This is a genomic window from Kosakonia sp. N21, assembly GCF_050587465.1.
Classification (GTDB): domain Bacteria; phylum Pseudomonadota; class Gammaproteobacteria; order Enterobacterales; family Enterobacteriaceae.
Genome location: NZ_JBOBHR010000003.1, coordinates 67,743 through 88,815 on the forward strand (window position 1 = coordinate 67,743; position 21,073 = coordinate 88,815).

Here is a 21,073-nt window from a genome sequence, read left to right on the forward strand (position 1 = left end):
CAAAATGACGCCCAGAAATAGTGCGTAATTTTTGATCAATTTATCTCGTATTCCGTCTTTTCAGTCAGTTACAGGCTGGCATTTTTCTTGCAGTTCCATTTAGTGAAACTAAAGTCCCATTTTATGAGACCTTGCTATGTCCATTTTAGAAACGACAGCCAGCATTCTTAAATTGATGGTGGATCTGCAACGCGGGATCCGCATCAGCGATGTGATTACCCATCTTGGGATGCCGAAAAGCACGGCTTCCCGTGTGATGAGCCAGCTTGAGTCCTATGGCTACCTGGAAAAAGACGACGGGCAGGGCACTTTTCTGCCCGGTCCGTTGCTGATGTCGGCATCACATCTGGTGAGTCGCCACATCACCCTCAGCGACCATGTTGACGCCGCGCTGCGTAGCCTGTGCGAACGCACCGGTTATACCGGCTATATCTCCATGCTGGATAACCAGGAAATCCTCGTATTGCGGGTGATTCATGGTCGCCAGGCGCTGCCGGTGGTGACGTGGCCGGGTTCACGTTCTCCTGCCTGGGGAACATCGACCGGTCGGGCGCTGCTGGCGCGTTTCACGGACACGCAACTGCACGACTTTTTCGCCAGCCCGCTGGTGGTCTCGCAACTGAGCGGCACGCCGCACGATGTCAGCATGCTGGTGGCGGCAGTTGCCTGCACACGCGATGCGGGTTACGCAACCGCGGTGAACGAATCGGTCGCCGACACGGCTTCCGTCAGTTGTGCCGTTGGCGACCCGGCCACCCACGAAGCCGTGGCGTTCTGTCTCTCTTTTCCCCAACAGCTTGCCACCCCTGAAGAGTTGCAACGGATAGCGACATTACTGAAAGAGACTGCCCTCACCATTGCCGGAAAAACCGGCGATACGCAGGTGAGCAGTCCACTTTGATTTTTTTCCTTTTGCCAATGCCAGGAGAATAACCGTGAGTCAAACCGTCCCATCCGAAACGTTGCCGGAGAACAGCGAGAGCCATCCGCGTGCTTTTGCTCCGGCCACGTTGCTGTTGTTGTTGGTCTTGAGTATCTTCGGCGCCGTTATTGGCGTGCAGTTACTGACGACCCTTGGCGTGACGCCGAATACCGCCATTATCGGCGCGATGGCGGCCATGATCATTGCCCGTATTCCATTACAGTGCTTTGCCCGTTTCCGCTCGATCCATATTCAAAACCTGGCGCAAAGCGCGACCTCCGCCGCCACATTTGGCGCAGCGAACTCGCTGCTTCTGCCTATCTCTATTCCCTGGCTGTTTGGCCATAACGAAATGGTAATGCCGATGTTTATCGGCGTGGCGCTGGCCATGCTGCTGGACGGTTGGCTGCTGTACCGTTTGTTCAATACCCGTATCTTTCCGGCGGAAGGGGCATGGCCGCCGGGCATTGCGGCGGCGGAATCCATAAAAGCCGGGGATCAGGGCGGTAAACAGGCGGCATTGCTCGGCACCGGTATTGTGATTGGCGCGATTGGCTCGTGGTTCAAGTTTCCGATGGCGGCGCTGGGTACGGCGTTTATCGGCAATATTTGGGCGCTTGGCATGCTTGGCGTCGGTTTCTTATTGCGCGGTTACTCCGCACCGCTGTTCGGCATTGATATCAATAAACTCTATATTCCGCACGGCGTGATGGCGGGTGCGGGCGTCGTGGCGCTGTTCCAGATTATCCGCTTGATCCGCCAGAGCAACCGCGCCAAAGCGGAGCAACATGGCGACGATGACGCGCTACCGCAGGCGCAGAATGCGCAAATTGGTCGCACCATTCGCCTGGGGGCGCTCGGCTTTATGGCCATTTCCGTGCTCATTGCGTTAGGCAGCGGTTTGTATGCCCATCTTTCTTTGCCGTGGCTGCTGGCGTTTATGGTCTATGCCGCGTTTGCGGCCTTCCTGCATGAAATGATTGTCGGCCTGGCGGCTATGCACTCCGGCTGGTTCCCGGCGTTTGCCGTCGCGTTAATCACTCTGCTTATCGGTATTTTGATTGGCTTCCCGCCAGAAGCGCTGGCGATGCTGTGCGGTTTTTCCGCCGCGACCGGCCCGGCGTTCGCGGATATGGGTTACGACCTGAAAGCAGGCTGGATCCTGCGCGGTAAAGGCGAGCACACTCGGTTTGAACTGGAAGGGCGTCGCCAGCAGTTGATTGCCGCGATGCTGGCCTTTGTGGTGGCAATGCCCGTGGTGCTGTTTATTTTCCGCGACTATTTCGCGCAGGGACTGGTGCCGCCGGTGGCGAAAGTCTACGTTGCGGCGATCAACGCCGGGGTGTCGCTGGATATCGCGAAATCACTGCTGATCTGGGCAATCCCCGGGGCCATTATCCAGCTGATTGGCGGTCCTGGCCGTCAGATGGGGGTGCTCCTGGCGACGGGGCTGTTAATCAACAACCCGCTGGCCGGCTGGGCGGTGATGATCGGTATCGCTATTCGCGCCATTATTTTGCGCGTGGGCGGCGAAGCGATGCGTAACAAAATCGAGGTGTTGGCGGCGGGGCTGATCGCCGGTGATGCCCTGTTCAGTTTCTTTAATTCCGTCCTGCCGGGCGGCAAAAAGTAATCACGCAACATCAGAGAAAATATTATGAGCTTACAACAAACATTACAGGTCTTTGAGTTACTCGACAGTGCATACGCCAGCGGCGACAAGGTGAAAGCCCTGCTGGCCGAATACCGCAATCTCGAGGTAAGCGTGAAAGTGGTCAGCGGCCCGAAAGGCAGCACCGACTTCGTTAAAATCGTGATTCCGGGGACACAAGGCAAACGCAGCGGCGGCAGTGCGCCGACACTGGGGATTGTTGGTCGCCTTGGCGGCATTGGCGCACGTCCGGGGCGCATTGGCCTGGTGTCAGACGCGGACGGCGCAGTGGCTGCCGTCGCCAGTGCGTTGAAGCTGGCGGAAATGCAGCGTCAGGGGGATAGCCTGCCGGGCGATGTGATTGTTACGACTCATATCTGCCCGGATGCGCCGACGCGCCCGCATGAACCGGTCGATTTTATGGACTCGCCGGTAGAAACCGAAGATATGAACGAGCAGGAAGTGTCGGACGAAATGGATGCGGTGCTCTCTATCGACACCACCAAAGGCAACCGCATCATCAACCATAAAGGTTTTGCGATTTCGCCAACGGTAAAACAGGGCTATATCCTGCGTGTGTCGGACGATCTGCTGCGGGTGATGGAAATGACCACCGGGCAATTACCTGTCACTTTCCCGATCACCACCCAGGACATCACCCCGTATGGCAACGGTGTTTACCATCTCAACAGTATTTTGCAGCCGTCGATTGCCACCGCTGCGCCCGTGGTCGGTGTGGCGATCACGGCGGTGAGCGCAGTGCCGGGCTGCGGTACCGGCGCGAGCCATGAAACGGATATCGCGCTGGCCTGTAAATTTGCGGTTGAAGTGGCCAAAGAGTTTACCCGCGGCACCTGCCAGTTCTTCGACAGCACAGAGTACCAGCGCCTGCTCGACCTGTATGGTTCGCTGGCGCATTTGCAAAAACGTCAGCCAGGGGTGTGAGATGGCTATACGCAAAATTGGCACCCTGACCATTGGTCAGGCACCGCGCAGCGATATCACACCGATCCTTGATGCTGCATTGCCTTCCCATGTGCGTTGTCTGCATGCCGGCGTACTTGATGGGCTGGATGATGCTGCCATCGCGACGCGTTTTTCGCCGCAACCGGGCGACGCCCTCCTGACGTCACGCCTGCTGGACGGGCGCGCCGTGGTGATGGGCAAACCCGCTGTCGGTGCTGCGTTGCAGCAAAAGATCGACGACCTGGAAGCACAAGGCTGCGAGATCATCGCTATTCTCTGCACCGGTGAGTTTCACGGCCTGCACAGCCAAAAAGCCTGGTTGATCGAGCCGGATCGGATCCTGCCGCCAACGTTGAACGCGCTGGTCGGGGATCGCCGGGCCGGGATCCTCGTGCCGCTCGAATCACAAATCACCAGTGAGCTGGAAAAATGGCGCGGTGCGCACCAGACACCGGTATTTGCTATCGCCTCGCCCTATACTGCCAGCGAAGAAGAGGTGGCAGAGGCCGCCCGTTCGCTTGAAGCGCAGGGCGCAGAAGTGATCCTGACTGACTGTATGGGCTATACCGGCTGGCATCAGGAGATTTGCACGCGCCATACGGCGCTGCCGGTGGTGTTGTCGAATAAATTGCTGGCCGATCTGCTGCGTAACCTGCTGTAGCGGTAATAAGGAGACTGTGATGGATTTACTGTTGTTGAGCAACTCGGTGCTGCCGGGTTCCGGATATCTGGAATATGCCCTCCCGCTGCTGAAAGCGCAGTCTGGCGGGCGTCGTAAAGTGGTGTTTATCCCCTTTGCTGGCGTGACACAGAGCTGGGATGCCTATACCGATAAGGTGCGGCTTGCGCTGGCGGAACTGGAGCTGGAGATCACCGGTATTCATACTGTTGATAATGCTCCTGCAGCCATTGCCGCTGCGGATATTGTGATGGTCGGTGGCGGTAACACCTTTAATCTGCTGAAAAACTGCCGTGAACGCGGGCTGCTCGACCCGATCCGCCAGGCGGTGAAGAACGGGGCGCTGTATGTTGGCTGGAGCGCCGGGGCGAATCTGGCCTGCCCGACGATACGCACCACTAACGATATGCCGATTATCGACCCGGGCGGACTGGATGCGCTGAACCTGGTGCCATTGCAGATCAACCCGCATTTTACAAACGCCTTACCCGCCGGGCATCAGGGCGAAACGCGTGAGCAGCGTATCCGCGAACTGCTGGTGGTCGCGCCGGAACTGAACGTGATCGGCTTACCGGAAGGGGGATGGATCACCGTGCAAAACGGCCATGCGCAGTTGGGCGGCGACAGGCCGGCGCTGTTGTTTAAGGCCAATGAAGAGGCGATCACACTGGAAGCGGGCCACTGTTTTTTCTGAGGGAAACATCATGCTGGGGATCATTCGGGTATTAACCCATGACGATGCGCATTTCGTTGAAGAGCATGGACGCCTGATTCAGCAGGAGTGTGGCATTGCATCGATCAGCCGCTGCATTGACGAGCAGCGCAACGGTATTTTCGATGCTGCAAGCGAAGCGCTGGCTGTGCCGAAAATTATCGCATTGGGGAAATCGCTGGAAGCGCAGGGCTGTACGGCGCTGTTTCTGAGCTGCGCTGCCGATCCCGGTCTGGCTCTGCTGCGCGCGGCAGTGACCATTCCGGTGGTTGCGGCCGGAAGCGCTTCCGCCAGTATCGCCGCGATGCTAAAACGCCCGGTGGCGGTGATGGGCATTGGCGCTGCGGCGCCCGCGCCATTTCGCACGTTGCTCGGTGAAAAGGTTCTGTATGCGCGGCCTGACGGGGTGACGAAAACGACCGATCTGCTCACGCCGGAAGGACGCGCCAGCGCGCTGGCTTGTGCCGACAAGCTCTATCAGCAAGGGGTGGAGGTGATTGCGTTCTCCTGCACCGGCTTTTCCACCATTGCCCTGGCGGACGCTATTCGCGTAAAACCCGGGCGCATCGCTATTGATGCGGTCAGCGCAGCGGGCCTGTTCGCCAGCCAACTGGTCTGAATACAGTTGGCCCGGCAACGGGCCAGCTGTACCGTAACGCGTTTATTCTTTGCATTTAACACGCTTTCGCTTACCCCATCAAAAATATCCCCGCTAATAAATTTATTTCTGTTTTTCGACATGGAGTGAAGGGCGAAAAATATATCATGCGTTGATGTTTTGTTGGCTGAATCGAATAACCAGACAACCGCGAAAATAATAGGGAAATAAGCATTTTACTGATTTTAAATATATTATTTCTCGCAATGGAAAATGGGACTATTCTTATCTTTCATTACGCGCCAGTTTCAACTATATCCAGATAATATTAAATAAATTGCCCGCGTTAGTGGGCAAAAAGCCGCATACACATTGTTGTCTATTATAATTTCCGGTACTGAAGTCGCCTGAAGACAGGTTTGCTCCCGGAATATTCGCCTCTGTCAGTAAGGAACTCGTATGGTTAACCGGATAACCGTCCTGTTGTCCGCCGGGAGTGATTCGCTCTTATTCTGGATGTTAACAGGAGAGGAGAAACTCTCTGCGCCATTTCGTTTTCAGGTGGATCTGTTAAGTAAAGATTTCACCCTTGATCGGCAAAAATTGCTCGGTCAGAACATGACGGTGGCCATTCCGGGGCAATCAGGCGCTGAGCGTTACCTTTCTGGTAAGGTGACCGCCGTTGCCGTTCGTTCCGAAGAGTTGGACGGTACGCGCTACGCTGTTTATCAAACCACGCTGGAACCGGACTTCTGGCCCATGATGCGCGACCGCAACTTTCGCATCTTTCAGCAGCAGCGCGTACCGGACATCGCCAAAACGCTGTTTACAGAATACAACGTCAACATCGAAGACAAGCTCACCCGCAGCTATCGGCAATGGGATTATTGCGTGCAATACGCAGAGAGCAGTTTCCAGTTTCTGAGCCGCCTGCTGGAGCTTGAAGGGATCAGCTATTTTTTCCGTCACCATAAAGACGGCCATACGCTGGTGTTGATGGATGATTACTCACAGGCGGAGGCGTTCCCCGGCTATGAGACCCTTCCCTGGCATGCACAGGCGAGCGGCGGGGCGGTGAACGAGGAGGGTATCAGCCAGTTGCTGGCGCGGCATGTGGTCACGCCAGGCCTGTACAGCACGGACGATTATGATTTTCGAAAACCGCACGCATGGATGCTGCAAACGCTGCAAAACCCGGTCTCGCCAACACCAGGGCGCATTGACGTTTATGACTGGCCGGGGCGTTTCGTTGAACATGGCGATGGCGAATCGTATGCCCGTATTCGCCAGCAGTCATGGCAGGCGGCGCAGCAGCAAACCCAGGGAACGGCTACCGCAACCGGCATTGCGCCGGGGCACACCTTTACGCTGATCAATGCCCCCCATTATGCCGACAATGCGAAATGGCTGGTGGTCGGCGCGCATTACGCGTTCGAGGAAAACCAGTATGCGTCTGGCGATACGGGCGAGGTAAAGCACCGCATCGACTTTACTGTGATCCCCGCAGCGACGCTGTTTCGCCCGCCGGTGGCGACCGACTGGCCGCGCACGTACGGGCCGCAGACCGCCCGCGTGGTGGGGCCGAAAGGGGAGTCCATCTGGACGGATAAATACGGACGCGTAAAGGTGAAATTCCACTGGGATCGCGAAAGCCAGGGGGATGAAAACAGCTCCTGCTGGGTGCGCGTCTCTAGTGCCTGGGCGGGCCAGGGCTACGGTGGGGTGCAGATCCCGCGTGTGGGCGACGAAGTGGTGGTGGATTTTATCAACGGCGAGCCGGACAGGCCGATCATCATTGGTCGGGTCTATAACGAAGCCAGCATGCCGCCGTGGGCGCTGCCTGCTGCGGCAACGCAGATGGGCTTTATGAGCCGTTCGAAAGATGGCTCGCCGGATAATGCCAACGCCCTCCGTTTTGAGGATAAACCCGGTGAAGAACAATTTTGGCTGCATGCCGAGCGCAACATGGATACCGAAGTCGAGAACGACGAAACCCATGATGTGGGCAGTAACCGGACGAAAACCGTCGGTAAAGACGAGACCAGCCATATCAAGCAAAACCGCACCCGCACCGTCGACGGCAATGAAACCGTCACGGTTGGTCAGGATCGCAGTAAAACCATTAACGGTAATGAGACCACCACGGTGCAGCAAAACCGCACCGAAAGCGTGAAGGGTAATGAGACCCTCAGCGTGGATCTAAACCGCGATGAAACCATTATCGGTAATCACACCACCACGGTGAAAAGCAACAACACCGGTACGGTCGAAGGTAACCAGACACTGACCGTGGTGCAGGATCGCAGCCGTACCGTTCAGGGCAATGAAACGGTCAGTGTTCAGCAGAACCGCACCGTGAATGTCACTGGCAACCAGACGCTGGATGTCACCGGCAACCGCAATGTGACGGTGCACAGCAGTGAAGTGCGCACGGTGACGCAAAAGCAGGATGTCAGCATTGGCGCCGGGCGCACGTTGAGCATTACCGGCGGCGATACCCGTTTTACGCAAGGCAGCGTGGCGGACAGCGCCACGGATACCTTCCGCATCAATGTGGGGGAGAGCGGTATTCTGATTGGCAATGGCAGCGTGGAAATTACCGCAGGCGGGTCGACCATCACCATTAATGCCGCCGGGGTCATGGTGAATGGCAAAAAAATTGAGCTTAATGCCTGACGGGGAATGTGAATGAGCACCGCGAAAAACCCCACCGAAAAAGTGATGGCCGAACTGGAGCTAAGCTGGCTGGATGCCAGCGAGCAATCAGCGCAGACCCGTCTGTTTATCTGGCGGATCCCGACGGGGGGCGAATCGCTGCTGGACGGTTTTATCGCGCTGCAACAGCACCCGGAAGGACGCACGCTGCCGGATCTGTTTCTTGGGCTGACAACGCCTTTCGAAACCGGCTTCGGCTACAGTGAGGCGCTGGGGCGTGAATTTGTTGAACATTATGAGGCCACGCCGGATGCCGCAGACTGGCAGGTGGAGCCCTATCTACCGTGCTACTCCCCTGCGCAGTTGCGCCAGTTACTACAAGGGTTCGCCGACCGGTTTGCCGAGGATCTACGCTACCTGGTGCTGGTGCTCAAACCTTCCGCCGTCAGCGATGACAGCGCATTAACGCGCTGGCTCAACGGCTGGCTGGAACAGGGCGAACCCGCGCCGCGATTGCTGTTGATTGATACTGTTGAACAGCCGGTGTGGCAACCGCTGCTTGATGCACATCCCGATGGGATTCAGCTGATTGTCGATGACATTGATGGCATGAAGGTGATGCACCAGACCGCGCAGCAACAGACCGATTCCGATGGCGATCGTTTGTTGTTTCGCCGCTACCTGGCGGATGCGATGCTGCTGCTGGAAAAAGGTACTGCCGCACAAGTGGCTGCGCGCGGCGGCCTTGCGCTGGCCATTGCCCGGCAACGCGGCTGGGCCGATCAGCAGGTGATGATGCATAACCTGATAGCGGGCGGCTGGCTGAAGGGCAATGACCCTGCGCAGGCGGTCGAACATTATCGGCAGGCGCAGGATATCGCCGGCGAGATTGCCGACCCGACGCTGAAAGGGCAGTTGCGCACGCAAAGTACGTTTGGCGAAGCCGGCGCGTGGTTTGCAACGAAAGATTATCTCCAGGCGGCGAAAGGTTACCGTCAGGCCGCGCGGGAGGCGCAGGCGATCCCTCACCCGGTCTTTGAAATGGAAGGCTGGCGCATGTCAGGCTTTTGCCTCTGGCTGGCCGGGCACCGTCCAACGGCGATGGAAGCGTACGCCCGTGCAGTGAAGGCGGCGGAAAACGTTCCTTTACCCGAACGCGGGCAAACCACGCTGCCGCTGGTGTTTCAGGATTTACTGCGTATGCATGATAAACGGCGCACCGAGGCCATTGAAGCCTGTGCCGCGCGCTGGCAACGCGAGAAACGCAGTGTGATCCAACAGACGGAAGCGCGTTTGCCCGCGCAGCCGGGTATTGAACAGGTGAAGCAGGCGGAAAGCCGTCTGCAATTACAGCTTGAAGCCACGTTTACCGTGATCCGCGAAGAGCGGGAAAATCTTATTCGTCGCGGAGATGAGAGTTTTCGCCGCGTTATCCGGCTGGCGCGGGAGAAACTGCACCCGCACTGGAATGGTTTGCCGGATATCGCCCACCCCTTTGATGCCCAGCCAGGTGAGTGGCAAAGCCTGCCCGCATGGGGGGAGACCGATGCATTGTTATCTGAACCTGCAGGAAGCAACCCGTTATGAAGACCCGCATTATTACCATTGTTGTTGTTACGCTGCTCGCGCTGCTGTTTTTGAGCCTCTCCGATAGCGATCTCGCCACCGAGGTCCGTACCTTCCTGCGCGCGCTATTGCGGGCCATGTTCTGAGGCACGGCTGATGCACTCCGGCGCTCACTTCGATCCGCAGCTTGGGCTGGATATTCATACCTACCCGTGGCCGCTACCGACTCCCCATATCGGTATTGTGTTTGACGTGTTTGATTATCTCCCGCTGATTGGCACTACGGTGCACGTTAATAGCATTAAGCGCGCCAGTGCCGGAACGGGCGGGATCGCGGTGCATATTCCCGTGGGCGGGGTGTGGATCCCGCCGTTGCGCGCGCCGGGCGGTCCGCAAATAGAAGATGAGCTGTTTATGGGCAGTAAAACCGTCTCCGTGGACGGCGAGCCCTTCTCCCGCATCGGCATGCCGGTGCTGAGTTGTAATATTCTCGGCCTGATCCCGCCGTTTCGCCTGAAACGCGCCACCAAGCCGAAGCCGCTGTCACTGACGCTGCCGCTGACCTTTAACCTGGCTATCCCGAACAACGTGATTGTGGGCGGGCCACCGACCATCAACCTGATGGCGCTGCTGATGCGTGCCGGGTTGAGCGGCCTGGGCAAGGGCTTCAAAAAGCTGAAGAAGACGCCGCAGTGGCGGTTGTTTATGCGCCGTTTTCGCAAGCTTCGGCAAAAGCTGTTCCGCAATATGGATCCCGGTTTCCTCAAGTGCCGGGTGTTGCGTGCCGAACCGGTCGATATCCGCGATGGCAGCGTCAGCCTTGAGCACCAGGACTTCCTGCTGCCGGGTCGTCTGTCGCTGGCCTGGAACCGCACTTACTCCTCGGCGGATCTTGATGTTGAAGGTCTGTGCGGTCACGGTTGGTCGACGCCCGCGGATATCCGCCTGGAGGTGATGGCGGACGAAGGTATTGCCATGCTGATGCAACCGGAAGGGATGACACTGTTTGCCGGGCTGCCGCAGGCCGACGGGCGTGAGCAGGGCATTCCCGGCTTGCCGGACGGCAGCTGCTTATGGCGGCAAACGGTTAACGGCGAAGTGCTGTGGCAGGTGGCGCAGGAGAGTGGCCCGCAACTGCAATTTAGCGGCGAACACGGGGTGTTGCCGATCCGCCAACTCGCCGATCGTAACGGTAATGGCTGGCGATTTGAGTGGAACGGCAGTGAACTGCTGCACATTCGTGAGTTCACCCACCAGGGGATGACCGCGCGTGAAATCCTCGTCACGCAGGAGAACCATCGCCTGCTCGCCCTGCGTTTGCGTAATGCGCTGGATGGTGAAGTCACACCGCTGACCCGCTACGAGTATGACGACGAGGGGCAACTGAGTGCGGAAATTGACGCGTTGTCGCATCCGCGCCGGTTTTATTATCAGCAGCATCGCCTGGTCAGTCACGTTGATCGTAACGGGCAGGGGTTCCACTACCAGTACAACGACGTCTGGCAAGTGGTGCATGCCTGGGGCGACGGCGGCGTCTGGGATTATCACTTTGCGTATCACGACCTGCTTAACGAAGTGGAAGTCACCGATTCGCTGGGGCATGTCGCGCGCATTACCTTTGACGAAAACGGCCTACCGGTTTCGGAAATCGATCCGCTGGGCGGCAACACCGTGTTCCGCTATGACGATTTTGGCCGCACGCTGGAGCTGATTGAGCCGGACGGCAGTACCCATCGCTGGGAGTATGACGAACTGGGGCGCATGACTGCCGAATATCTGCCAGACGGAAGCGTGATTCAGGCGGCGTATGATGCGTTTGGCGAGCTGTTGGCGCTGACCGATGAGAAGGGCGCTATCTGGCGTTCAGAGTACGATGCGAACGGAAATTTGATTGCCACGATTGACCCGACAGGGGTCACTTCGCGTTATCAGTATGACGCCCTCGGGCAGCTTTCTGAGGTGCAGAAACCGGGTTCGCCGTCGAGTTGCTATCACTATGATCGTTTCGGTTTTTTACAGTCGGCAAGCTCTGGCGGGGCGGGCATTGTCCGTTTTCGTTATTCCGTGCGCGGCACACTGCTGGAATGGGTTGACGCTGGCGCGGGGATCACCCGCTATCACTGGGATAGCAAAGATAGGCTGGTGGCGACGGTGAATCCGGCGGGGGGCGAAGCCCGCATTGCCTACGATCGGGAAGATAGCCCGGTACACTTTACCGATGAACAAGGCAATGTGACCCGTTTTCGTTATAACGGCACCGGAATGTTGACCACCTGTGAAACGCCCGATGGGGCGACGCTAGGTTACCAGTATGACCCGGAAGATCGACTGTTGGCGGTGATTAATCAGAACGGTCAGCGCTGGCAATTGACCCGCGATGCCCTCGGTCGGGTGACGACGGAAAGCGACTACTGGGGCCAGATGACGCGTTACGGTTGGAGCAGCGCCAGCCGCCTGATCAGTCGTGAAGACGCGCTAGGGCGCGAAGTGCGCTATGGCTATGACAAAGCCGGGAGGCTGAGCGAACGGCGCAGCGGTGACACATTACAGGCGAAATATCACTATGATCGGTGCGGCCGGATGGTGTTATGTGAGAACCCCTGGCGCAGGCTGGCGTGGCGCTATGACGATGCCGGGCGGCTGCGGCAGGAAGAGCAGGACGGTTTCCAACTGCGTTACGGCTACAATGAACGCGGGTTGCTGATCTCGCGCGACAGCGACAGCGGTCATCAGGTGCGTTATGGGCTGGATGAGCATGACCGCCTTGCGCAGGTACAACTGAACGATGACGCGCCCATTATTTTCACCTACGACAATACCGGGCGCAGGATCAGCGAGCAGCTCTCCGACGCGGTGACACGTAGCTTTAGTTACGACCGGCTTGGGCGACTCACCTCACAGCAGGTACTGCGAAACGATTTGCCGCTGTTCGCCCGCGGTTTTACCTATGACCGTACCGGCAACCTGACGTTACGCGAAGACAGCCAGTGGGGGAGCGATCGTTACGCTTACGATCCGCTTGGCCGGTTGACGGCGCATACCTCGCCGGATGGTGTACTGCGGCAGTTTGTGCAGGATGCAACAGGGAACCATTTGCAAACGCAGACTCGCGATGTGAACGACAGTGCAGGCGGCTGGTTCCGCGAAGGCATCCATCATGGTGTGCGCTACGTGTTTGACCGCGCCGGGGAGCTGCGCCAGCGCCGTCATGTGCAGAACGCGAGCGAAGAAAAAGAAGATTTTACCTGGGATGATCACCGCCAGCTTATTGCTGTGCGCAAAGGTGACAGCCTGGTGCGTTACGGTTATGACGGGCTGGGGCGGCGGGTATTCAAACAGACCGCCACGGAGACGCACTGGTTCTACTGGCAGCGCGATGCGCTGGCGGGCGAGACCGTTACTGCCACGCAAGAGCCGCTGGCGGCGCTGAGCATTTTCGATACCGGCGGCAGGTTAAAACGGCAGAAAGCGCAGGCGACATTATTCAGCAGCATGCGCGAGTATATCTATTATCCCGACAGCTTCCGGCCGCTGGCGCTGCTGACGCAGACAGGAGAGGCAAAACAGAGCTGGCACTACCACTGCGATCCGAACGGTGCGCCAGTGCGGTTGACCTCGCCTTGTGGGGAAATCGTCTGGTCGGAGAACGCCGGCGTCTGGGGTGAAAAAGGGCAGGTTTATGTTAACCGCATTGATAACCCGCTGCGTTTCCAGGGACAGTATTACGATGCGGAAACCGGGCTGCATTATAACCGCTATCGTTACTACGACCCGGCAATTGCCGCCTATATCAGCCAGGATCCGATAGGTCTGTCGGGAGGAATCAATCTCTACCGTTACGTACCCAATCCGCTGAACTGGATCGACCCGTTAGGGTTAAGTTGTACTTTTGACACGCAATCAAACCGTTGGCGTGATAATGAAACGGGACGTTTTACTAAACGACCCATCGATCCTTCTGAATTAGTTCATAATGGTCAGATAAAATACAGTGACGTAACGCAATGGGCCAATCAGGGGGGGATCCCTAATCAGTGGAACCCCTCTTCTCAATTTCCGACGGGGGGATTTAACTACAGAACCAGTTCTGGAGGCGTTACCTATTCGGCTCATGGGCATGGTATAAACCCTAATGCAGTGGCAAGTTATCCGGGCTCAAATTCGGCTCTGGGGCCAACAGCATCTATTACGACGAGACCAACAGGAGGGGCTTATGCGACACAAACCAATACCCTTTCAAATGGTACAAAAATTCCCAGCCAGGGGCGGACAAGTACGCAAATGGATCAGTCGCATATACCTATGAGCGGATCGCCCTACTAGTTTGGAGAAGCATGACAGTGATCGAAACCTTATTAAATAAATTACAGAATGGTCCAACAATTTTAACGTTGTCTCAGATTCTTTGCGCCATGAAATCGCTTCGCACCATTGCAGAAGACGAAATAATAAAAGAGGGGGATCGGTTTTTGGCGATATTGGATATCTTGGTTGAGTCCTACGCTGATTCCGGGATATTTGAAGTGGACGATAGTAATAAGTTTTTACTGGATGATTTTAATGCCTGGTTGATTGAACTGGGTAAAAAACATCCGCTAGGGAAAAATAAAGACGATCTGCTTTCCTATGTCAGCACATTTTCAACAACAATGTGATTAGCGCCGGGCCTTCCCGGCTTTTTATGTGTTAATTCCCGCACGGCTTTAATCCTCTTAACCACTTCTGTTTGGCAAAGATATTCTCATCGCTGATCGCAAAATGAATGTTTTTATTAAAGATAAGTGCTGGATATATTTTCTTGCGGTCTTTAAGCCATGTTGTGTATTAGACAGAATGAACTGGAGTTGATGCCAGAAGGCCTCTCTGGATTTACCTTAAGTCGTATTTTATCGTTTTTTATACTGTCAAAATTTTGATTATTTGATGAAACTATGCTAAACAGATTATTAAGAATATAGCTAACAGTGAGTGTTATTTACGCTATTGTCGGATATTGATTCGGTGCTTGTCGTTGATAATCCTGAATGGCCACGTAATGTATTAAATGAACAATGATGTTCTGCATCAGGGCGCAAAGAATCCGGCATAAATGTACCCTCTGATGAAATTTAGGATAAGTGCAGAGTTTGCCTTTTCATCGCGTCAAAGCAAATAAGAGTTCGCCCGATTTCATTCTCCTGGCTCGGTCGACAATATGGTTCGGAGTTCTTTCACTCCACCCTGTTATTAAGGAGCGCGTTCCTGTGCAAGACTTATACGACGTAAACCCGGCTTTAGGCGATACAATCGATAAGATGGTCAAAGAGGGCGACAACGCAAGGCTGCGTGGCGATATGGAGAGCGCTCTTTCGTTATACGATAAAGCCTGGGCGCTGGTGCCGGAGCCGAAAACCGAGTGGTTGATGCCCTCATTGTGGATCGCCTCCGGCTTTTGCTCCGCCTGGTTTGATAAAGGCGATTTCGCCAGCGCCAAACCCTGGGCTCAGTTTCTGCTGAATCTGCGAACCGACAGGGATACGGCGCCCGCTATCATCATGGGCATGGTGTGTTATGAGCTTCAGCAGTACGACGAAGCATACGAACATTTCCATCTTGCCTACGGTTATGGGAAGAAGAAGGCATTTCAGGGACGCGAGAAAAAGTATCTCGACTTTTATCTGCTGGAACGCAAGAAAAAGTAGGTATCCTTTTTATGAACTGTTGATAACTGACTGTTATCAATCAATAAGCAGGGTATAACCCTGCTGTAAAAGCTATTGGAATGAAACCAGGACCGCAGGCCAGAGTATTATCTGACTGGTCTGAATGGCGATGCGGAAATATATTTTTATTATCAGTTTCTTTCTGCGTTTGAGTAAACCAACCGTGCATTTCGATATATTCTTGTGAAGAATTACCTTATCAATATCAGGGTTGTTCTTTGTGATTATTAGCGCACATATCAATAAGCTCAAGAAAATCTCTATATCTGTATAGTGCAATGCTTTGCTGTTTTCGTTTTTTTACACTTTGACTTTTTTTACTATTTAAATCCCACAATAAGATTTTCCTTACGTATATATTTCTCCAGTCAGTGCTAGTAGTAAAAGCTCCCGCATAAAACCTGCCAATATGCCCATTGACAATAAGGGAGTCGCACTGTGAACACGTTGAAACCGCTGCTGGCCAGAAACCGTAGCTGGGCGCTATTAAAGCTGAACAGCGATCCGCACTATTTTGAGCAACATCTTCATCAACAACAGCCGCATTCACTATGGATAGGGTGTTCCGACAGCCGTGTTCCGGCCGAGGTGCTAACCGGCTCTCATCCCGGGGAATTATTTGTTCACCGCAATATCGCCAATATGGTCGACCCGGCGGACGACAACTTTATGAGTGTGTTGCAGTACGCGCTGCATTACCTGAAGGTGCATCGCATTGTGCTGTGCGGCCATTACGGCTGCGGCGGCGTGCAGGCTGCACTGCAATTACCGCAAATGGCGCTGGCGGAGGAGTCTTCGGCGCTGTCGCGGCGTATTGGTTTACTGCGCGATGTGCTCGGGCAAAAAATCGATGGCGCTGCGCCCAAAACGCCCGATCCGGAAACCCTCAATCAACTGGTGGAAGCCAACGTCATCACCCAGTTTTCCCGGTTGGTGCAAACGCAACCGGTGCTGGAGGTGTGGCGCAGTCAACGCGAGCTGAACATTTACGGCTGCGTCTATGAGCTGGCGACAGGCCACCTGAAAACGTTGATTGAGAAAACGGCGGAGGAGACGGTATGAAGAGCAATACATTGCGCCAGGATACGCTGGCCGGAGTGGTCGTCTTCCTTGTGGCGCTGCCGCTGTGCCTTGGCATTGCCCAGGCCAGCGGGTTACCGCCGTTTGTTGGTCTGCTGACCGGCATTATCGGCGGTTTGTTGGTCACGGCGCTCAGCCCGTCGCGCTTTGCCGTCAGCGGCCCGGCGGCGGGGCTGGTGACCATTGTGGTGGCCTCGGTTGATGCGCTGGGATCGTTCTCTGCCTTTCTGTTTGCGCTGGTGCTGGCGGGCGTCCTGCAACTGGCGATGGGACTTCTGCGCGCCGGGCGATTTATTGCGCTGGTTCCCGGCAGTGTTATTAAAGGTATGCTGGCGGCTATCGGCTTGTTGTTGATTATGCAGCAGATCCCGGTTGCATTTGGCGCGGTGGAAGAGAGCAGCTTACGCGCGCTGTTCAGCGGCGAATTTGCCTTTTCTCTGACGTCGTTCGCCGTCGCGGCTGGGGGATTATTGCTGTTGTGGTGCTGGGATTCCCGGCCCATCAAGCGGTTGAAAAGCCTGAGCTGGATCCCCGGTCCGCTGGTTGCGGTGGTTCTCGGGTGCGCGGTTTCACTGGCGCTTATCGCCACGGCACCGCACCTGTTGCCTGCGTTGCCGCGTATAACGTTGCCGGAGTTTGGCTCGTTTCGCGATCTGCTCGGCGAGCTGGAAGGGCCGGACTGGATGGCATGGCAAAACCCGGCCGTCTATTCCGTGGCGATGACGCTGGCGCTGGTCGCCAGCCTTGAGACGTTGCTCAGCCAGGAAGCGCTGAAGAAGTTGCGCCCGCAAAACCCACCCCCGTCGCCAGACAAAGAGCTGGTGGCTCAGGGGGCGGGCAACCTGTTTTCGGGTCTCGTCGGAGCAATGCCGATCACTGCTGTGATTGTGCGCAGTTCGGTCAACGTCAGCAACGGCGCGCAATCAAAATTCTCGGTGCTGTTGCACGGTGTACTGTTGTTGGTATGCGGTTTGTGGTTCGGCGGCTTTTTGTCGGTGATCCCGCTGGCGAGCCTGGCTGCGGTGCTGCTCTATACCGGGTATAAGCTGGCGACGCCGCGCCTGTTTATCGCGCAGTTCCGCGCCGGGCCACAGCAGTATGTCCCGTTTCTCACCACGGTGGTGGGGATCATCGCGTTCGGCATGCTGGTTGGTATTGCTCTGGGGTTGGTGATGCAGGTGGCGTTAAGCATCTATCACAGCCATCGCAATGCGTTGCAACTGGCCCGCTTTGACGATCACTATGTGTTGCGTATTAATCAGAACCTGACGTTTTTGCACAACCCGCGTTTGCAGACGCTGCTGGCGAAGATCCCGGAGCGCAGCGTGGTGATTGTCGAGCATGACAATGCCCACTATTTCGATCCCGATGTTAAAGCGGTGCTGAGTGAGTTTGCCGAAAGCGCGCCGCAGCGGGGGATTGACCTGAGCCAGTGGCCGACAAAATAGGCCGCAGTGAAAGCGCTCGCCGTGGCGGGCGCAACCTGCCATGCTGGGGGCTCTTTCCGGAGAGGGCGAAGACCATGTTGACCAATCTGCTGCAACACTTTCCCGCCGCTGCCCGTGCAGGCGAAGAGGAGACGTTCGACGATCTGCTGGTGCGACCCGATGTGAAAATCGAACGGATCATCTCCACCGGGCAGGCCAGTCCGCCGGATTTTTGGTACTGCCAGCCGCAAGGTGAATGGGTGTTGATAATACAAGGCGCCGCCGGTTTGCAGTTTGAAGGCGAAACGGAAGAACGCGTGTTGCAGGTGGGGGATTTCGTCAATATCCCGGCGCGTTGCCGCCACCGGGTGAACTGGACTCAAGCCGAACCGCCAACCATCTGGCTGGCGATCCATTATGAGCGGGCGGGTTAACTCAGTTGTCGGGCAATAAAATGGGTTGCAGACGTTGCCATACCGCCGGGCTGGCGGCCCAGGCGTTATTGCCTTGCGTCAGCCCATTATTGGCGAGAAAGTCATTGTGCCTGCCGCCTGCTTCTTTGATGATCGCCAGACCCGCCAGCGCATCCCAGCTATGCAGGTGCGCCTCAAAGTAGCCGTGCACCTGGCCTGCGGCAACGTGGGCCAGCATCAACGCGCCGGCGCCGAAACGGCGGTGTTCAACGCCGTGTTCAAACAACGTTTCAATGGTACGGGTATAGTCGCGCGGCGCAGTGCGGCTTGAACGCCCTAATCCCAGCACGATGGCGTCGGGTTCCGGGTCGGTTATCGTCAGTTTCTGGTCATTTAAAAAAGCGCCTTTCCCGCGTTCGGCAAAGAAAAATTCCTCGCGATCGGGGGCATAAATCACGCCCAGCTCAATGTGATTGCCGCTGACATAGGCAACGGAAATACACCAGTAATCCATACCAAGAATAAAGTTAGTAGTGCCATCAATGGGGTCAATAACCCAAACCCCCTCGCTGCCCGGCTCCAGACCTCGTTCTTCGCCAAGCAGACCGTCCTGCGGGCGCTGCGCTTTTAGCCAGGCGCGCAACGCGGTTTCCACATACACATCCGCCTGTGAAACAAAATCCTGGCGGCCCTTCTGTTCAATGGTCAGCCCGTTATCGCGAAGTTGTTTCGCCTCCTGACCGAGACGACGAATCAATGCACATAGCGCGTGGGTAAACTGTTCTGTCATATCTGGACTCTTAGCCAATGCGTGGTGAAGTTTGTCGGTGAATCAGTTCCACCTTAACCCACTCGATGCGGGAAGGTTGCAACGGATTTTTCGCCCGCTCCAGCAGACGCGTCAGCGCCCGGCGGGCGATCTCGGCCACATCCTGATGCAAGGTGGTTAACTGGTAACTGAACTGACGGCTTTGCGGTGTGTTATCAAAGCCAATCAGGTGAAAATCCTGTGGGGCGAATTTACCGCGCTGGCGCATGCCGTCGAGAAAGCCGCACGCCAGTTGCGCATTGGCGCAGAAAATACCGGCCGGTAATTCGCCTTCCCATGTATGGGCGGCCTGAAAACCGCCTTCGTAACCCTCTTCGCTGGCGGTGATGCCACTCAGGTGGCGTTGCGTATCCACACCGAGCTGATGAAGTGCCTGATAAAAGGCTTCGCCGCGCATCATCCCGGCCCAGGTGGATCCCGTGTTATTCAGCCAGCCAAAACGGCGGCAGCCAGAGTGAAACAGCTGCTCTGCGGCCTGGCGCGCGCCGGAGTCATTATCCGAGCAGACAAAGTCCACCAGCGGGATATCCGGCTGGCGGTTAATGCCGACCACCGGGATCTGTTGACTGACGCACTCATTGACCAGCGCTGCTGGCGGCTTGCCGGACGTGACGATCACCCCGGACACGCGAAACTGGGTAAAGCGGCGCAGCGTTGGCGTCAGATCCTGCTCGCCGGTGATTTCGGTCACCAGCGCCTGGTAACCGCGCCGCTGGATCTCATGCAGTAAGCCCTCCAGCAAGCTACTGCGAAACGGATCGCCAATGCGCGCGACGATCACGCCGATCAAATGGCTGCGCTGGCGGTTCAGTCCCTGGGCGAGGAAATTGACCTGGTAGCCCAACTCCTGTGCCGCGCGCAGCACTTTTTCTTTGGTGGACGGGGAGATGCTGCCATTGCTGCTCAGGGCGCGAGAGACCACGGCGCGGGAGACGCCTGCCCGTTTCGCCACGTCCTCGGCGGTGACGGTCTGCTTACGCATTGTCTGACTCACTCTGTCGCCCCCGCATACGGGTTGAGGTCGATGATCATCCCATCCTGGCTGAGAAATAACCCCGGATGCGCCGCACACACCTGCGCCAGCGCCGGTAGCGCCGCATCATGACAGTGATACAAGCCCATGCGCGGTAAACGCAATTGTTCAAACAGCGCCAGACAGCCAGGAAAATCCCCGTGCGAGGCATCGCTGGCGAGTGCGGTCAGCGACGCGCACTCCTGAAATGCCAGGCTGGCGTGATGCATCAGCGCGGTGCTTTCCGGGGTCGGGCGACCATCGCCACTGTAGAACAGTGCGTTATCGCCAATCTCGATGCGTAACGCGAGGTTGGGGATTTCATGATGGGAAAACGCGGTGCGGATATGCCAGCCTTGCCAGTGCCATTCGGGTTCGCTGTCCCGCCAGTCGATAGCGAAACAGAGGCTGCTCTCCGGCCAGTTAGCGAGGCTTGCCAGTTGCATCAACACCGGGCGCTGCTCACGCTGTGACCAGATTATTAGTGGCTTGCGGCGGCCAAAGCTCTTCCAGTGATTGAGTAGCGCCGTCAGGCCGGTGCAGTGATCCGGATGGACATGGGTAAAGTAGATCGCATCAATGTCATTGACGTCGCCACGCCGCTGCCAGAGCGCGCGTGGGATCGTGGGGCCACAGTCGATCAACCACTGGCGATGGTCATGGTCAGTCACGCAGATTGCCGAGGTATTTTGCTGCACGGAAAAGGCGCTGCCGCACCCCAGAACATCTATTTTCATTTCGCCCACCAAATTTATTGATGACTTAATCAAATTGTCACAAATAGACGACAAAGTAGGCTCACATAATGTCGGTGCAAAGTTGCATTTTTTTTACAAATAAATGAACACGTGTTCATCGACG

The 21,073-nt window shown here is 56.4% G+C and carries 18 protein-coding genes; 15 read left to right on the forward strand and 3 right to left on the reverse strand.

Annotation, left to right across the window (positions count from 1 at the left end; translation table 11 throughout):
- The first annotated feature begins 136 nt into the window (after positions 1-136).
- From ACQ3G7_RS07445 to ACQ3G7_RS07515, 15 genes are all read left to right on the forward strand, one after another.
- Positions 137-901, forward strand: coding sequence for an IclR family transcriptional regulator (locus ACQ3G7_RS07445; RefSeq protein ID WP_430889387.1), 765 nt, complete (start codon positions 137-139; stop codon positions 899-901).
- Positions 902-962: 61 nt separating this feature from the next.
- Positions 963-2,555, forward strand: coding sequence for an OPT/YSL family transporter (locus tag ACQ3G7_RS07450; RefSeq protein ID WP_430889725.1), 1,593 nt, complete (start codon positions 963-965; stop codon positions 2,553-2,555).
- Between the two features lie 24 nt (positions 2,556-2,579).
- The gene (locus tag ACQ3G7_RS07455; protein WP_430889388.1) at positions 2,580-3,518 is read left to right on the forward strand and encodes a DUF1177 domain-containing protein; all 939 of its coding nucleotides are present in this window, start codon (positions 2,580-2,582) and stop codon (positions 3,516-3,518) included.
- Between the two features lies 1 nt (position 3,519).
- Positions 3,520-4,200, forward strand: coding sequence for an AroM family protein (locus ACQ3G7_RS07460; RefSeq protein WP_430889389.1), 681 nt, complete (start codon positions 3,520-3,522; stop codon positions 4,198-4,200).
- Positions 4,201-4,219: 19 nt separating this feature from the next.
- Positions 4,220-4,912, forward strand: a complete 693-nt coding sequence (gene pepE, locus ACQ3G7_RS07465) for a dipeptidase PepE (RefSeq protein WP_430889390.1) — start codon at positions 4,220-4,222, stop codon at positions 4,910-4,912.
- Between the two features lie 10 nt (positions 4,913-4,922).
- On the forward strand, positions 4,923-5,549 hold the full coding sequence (locus ACQ3G7_RS07470; RefSeq protein ID WP_430889391.1) for an aspartate/glutamate racemase family protein: 627 nt from the start codon (positions 4,923-4,925) through the stop codon (positions 5,547-5,549).
- 438 nt (positions 5,550-5,987) lie between these two features.
- On the forward strand, positions 5,988-8,204 hold the full coding sequence (locus ACQ3G7_RS07475; protein WP_430889392.1) for a type VI secretion system Vgr family protein: 2,217 nt from the start codon (positions 5,988-5,990) through the stop codon (positions 8,202-8,204).
- Between the two features lie 12 nt (positions 8,205-8,216).
- The gene (locus tag ACQ3G7_RS07480; RefSeq protein WP_430889393.1) at positions 8,217-9,770 is read left to right on the forward strand and encodes a hypothetical protein; all 1,554 of its coding nucleotides are present in this window, start codon (positions 8,217-8,219) and stop codon (positions 9,768-9,770) included.
- Positions 9,767-9,895, forward strand: a complete 129-nt coding sequence (locus tag ACQ3G7_RS07485; RefSeq protein ID WP_263098421.1) for a hypothetical protein — start codon at positions 9,767-9,769, stop codon at positions 9,893-9,895. Before ACQ3G7_RS07480 ends, ACQ3G7_RS07485 begins: the two co-directional genes overlap by 4 nt.
- A 10-nt stretch (positions 9,896-9,905) precedes the next feature.
- The gene (locus ACQ3G7_RS07490; RefSeq protein ID WP_430889394.1) at positions 9,906-14,072 is read left to right on the forward strand and encodes an RHS repeat-associated core domain-containing protein; all 4,167 of its coding nucleotides are present in this window, start codon (positions 9,906-9,908) and stop codon (positions 14,070-14,072) included.
- A gap of 11 nt (positions 14,073-14,083) precedes the next feature.
- Entirely contained in the window at positions 14,084-14,404 is a 321-nt protein-coding gene (locus ACQ3G7_RS07495) for a hypothetical protein (protein WP_430889395.1), read from the forward strand.
- Between the two features lie 588 nt (positions 14,405-14,992).
- Positions 14,993-15,430: a hypothetical protein gene (locus ACQ3G7_RS07500; protein ID WP_430889396.1), complete on the forward strand. Its 438-nt coding sequence runs from the start codon at positions 14,993-14,995 to the stop codon at positions 15,428-15,430.
- A 459-nt stretch (positions 15,431-15,889) separates the two neighbouring features.
- Positions 15,890-16,513 carry a carbonic anhydrase gene (locus ACQ3G7_RS07505; RefSeq protein WP_430889397.1) on the forward strand — a complete coding sequence of 208 codons (624 nt, stop codon included), beginning with the start codon at positions 15,890-15,892 and terminating at the stop codon, positions 16,511-16,513.
- Entirely contained in the window at positions 16,510-17,979 is a 1,470-nt protein-coding gene (locus tag ACQ3G7_RS07510; RefSeq protein ID WP_430889398.1) for a SulP family inorganic anion transporter, read from the forward strand. Before ACQ3G7_RS07505 ends, ACQ3G7_RS07510 begins: the two co-directional genes overlap by 4 nt.
- A gap of 74 nt (positions 17,980-18,053) precedes the next feature.
- Positions 18,054-18,392: a cupin domain-containing protein gene (locus ACQ3G7_RS07515; RefSeq protein WP_430889399.1), complete on the forward strand. Its 339-nt coding sequence runs from the start codon at positions 18,054-18,056 to the stop codon at positions 18,390-18,392.
- A gap of 1 nt (position 18,393) precedes the next feature.
- Here the strand turns inward: ACQ3G7_RS07515 and ACQ3G7_RS07520 are convergent, their stop codons facing one another.
- From ACQ3G7_RS07520 to ACQ3G7_RS07530, 3 genes are read right to left on the reverse strand one after another with little or no spacing between them, the layout of a single operon-like run.
- Positions 18,394-19,161, reverse strand: a complete 768-nt coding sequence (locus tag ACQ3G7_RS07520; RefSeq protein ID WP_430889400.1) for an inositol monophosphatase family protein — start codon at positions 19,159-19,161, stop codon at positions 18,394-18,396.
- Between the two features lie 10 nt (positions 19,162-19,171).
- On the reverse strand, positions 19,172-20,182 hold the full coding sequence (locus tag ACQ3G7_RS07525) for a LacI family DNA-binding transcriptional regulator (protein WP_430889726.1): 1,011 nt from the start codon (positions 20,180-20,182) through the stop codon (positions 19,172-19,174).
- 8 nt (positions 20,183-20,190) lie between these two features.
- The gene (locus ACQ3G7_RS07530) at positions 20,191-20,949 is read right to left on the reverse strand and encodes an MBL fold metallo-hydrolase (protein WP_430889401.1); all 759 of its coding nucleotides are present in this window, start codon (positions 20,947-20,949) and stop codon (positions 20,191-20,193) included.
- Positions 20,950-21,073 lie beyond the last annotated feature (124 nt).

What these genes read in the sequence shown, in the direction of transcription:
- ACQ3G7_RS07485 (WP_263098421.1), top strand. Translation starts at nt 9,767, where the DNA reads ATGAAGACCCGCATTATTACCATTGTTGTTGTTACGCTGCTCGCGCTG.
- ACQ3G7_RS07480 (WP_430889393.1), top strand. Translation starts at nt 8,217, where the DNA reads ATGAGCACCGCGAAAAACCCCACCGAAAAAGTGATGGCCGAACTGGAG.
- ACQ3G7_RS07445 (WP_430889387.1), top strand. Translation starts at nt 137, where the DNA reads ATGTCCATTTTAGAAACGACAGCCAGCATTCTTAAATTGATGGTGGAT.
- ACQ3G7_RS07520 (WP_430889400.1), bottom strand. Translation starts at nt 19,161, where the DNA reads ATGACAGAACAGTTTACCCACGCGCTATGTGCATTGATTCGTCGTCTC.
- pepE (WP_430889390.1), top strand. Translation starts at nt 4,220, where the DNA reads ATGGATTTACTGTTGTTGAGCAACTCGGTGCTGCCGGGTTCCGGATAT.
- ACQ3G7_RS07460 (WP_430889389.1), top strand. Translation starts at nt 3,520, where the DNA reads ATGGCTATACGCAAAATTGGCACCCTGACCATTGGTCAGGCACCGCGC.
- ACQ3G7_RS07475 (WP_430889392.1), top strand. Translation starts at nt 5,988, where the DNA reads ATGGTTAACCGGATAACCGTCCTGTTGTCCGCCGGGAGTGATTCGCTC.
- ACQ3G7_RS07525 (WP_430889726.1), bottom strand. Translation starts at nt 20,182, where the DNA reads ATGCGTAAGCAGACCGTCACCGCCGAGGACGTGGCGAAACGGGCAGGC.
- ACQ3G7_RS07490 (WP_430889394.1), top strand. Translation starts at nt 9,906, where the DNA reads ATGCACTCCGGCGCTCACTTCGATCCGCAGCTTGGGCTGGATATTCAT.
- ACQ3G7_RS07510 (WP_430889398.1), top strand. Translation starts at nt 16,510, where the DNA reads ATGAAGAGCAATACATTGCGCCAGGATACGCTGGCCGGAGTGGTCGTC.
- ACQ3G7_RS07495 (WP_430889395.1), top strand. Translation starts at nt 14,084, where the DNA reads ATGACAGTGATCGAAACCTTATTAAATAAATTACAGAATGGTCCAACA.
- ACQ3G7_RS07455 (WP_430889388.1), top strand. Translation starts at nt 2,580, where the DNA reads ATGAGCTTACAACAAACATTACAGGTCTTTGAGTTACTCGACAGTGCA.
- ACQ3G7_RS07470 (WP_430889391.1), top strand. Translation starts at nt 4,923, where the DNA reads ATGCTGGGGATCATTCGGGTATTAACCCATGACGATGCGCATTTCGTT.
- ACQ3G7_RS07515 (WP_430889399.1), top strand. Translation starts at nt 18,054, where the DNA reads ATGTTGACCAATCTGCTGCAACACTTTCCCGCCGCTGCCCGTGCAGGC.
- ACQ3G7_RS07530 (WP_430889401.1), bottom strand. Translation starts at nt 20,949, where the DNA reads ATGAAAATAGATGTTCTGGGGTGCGGCAGCGCCTTTTCCGTGCAGCAA.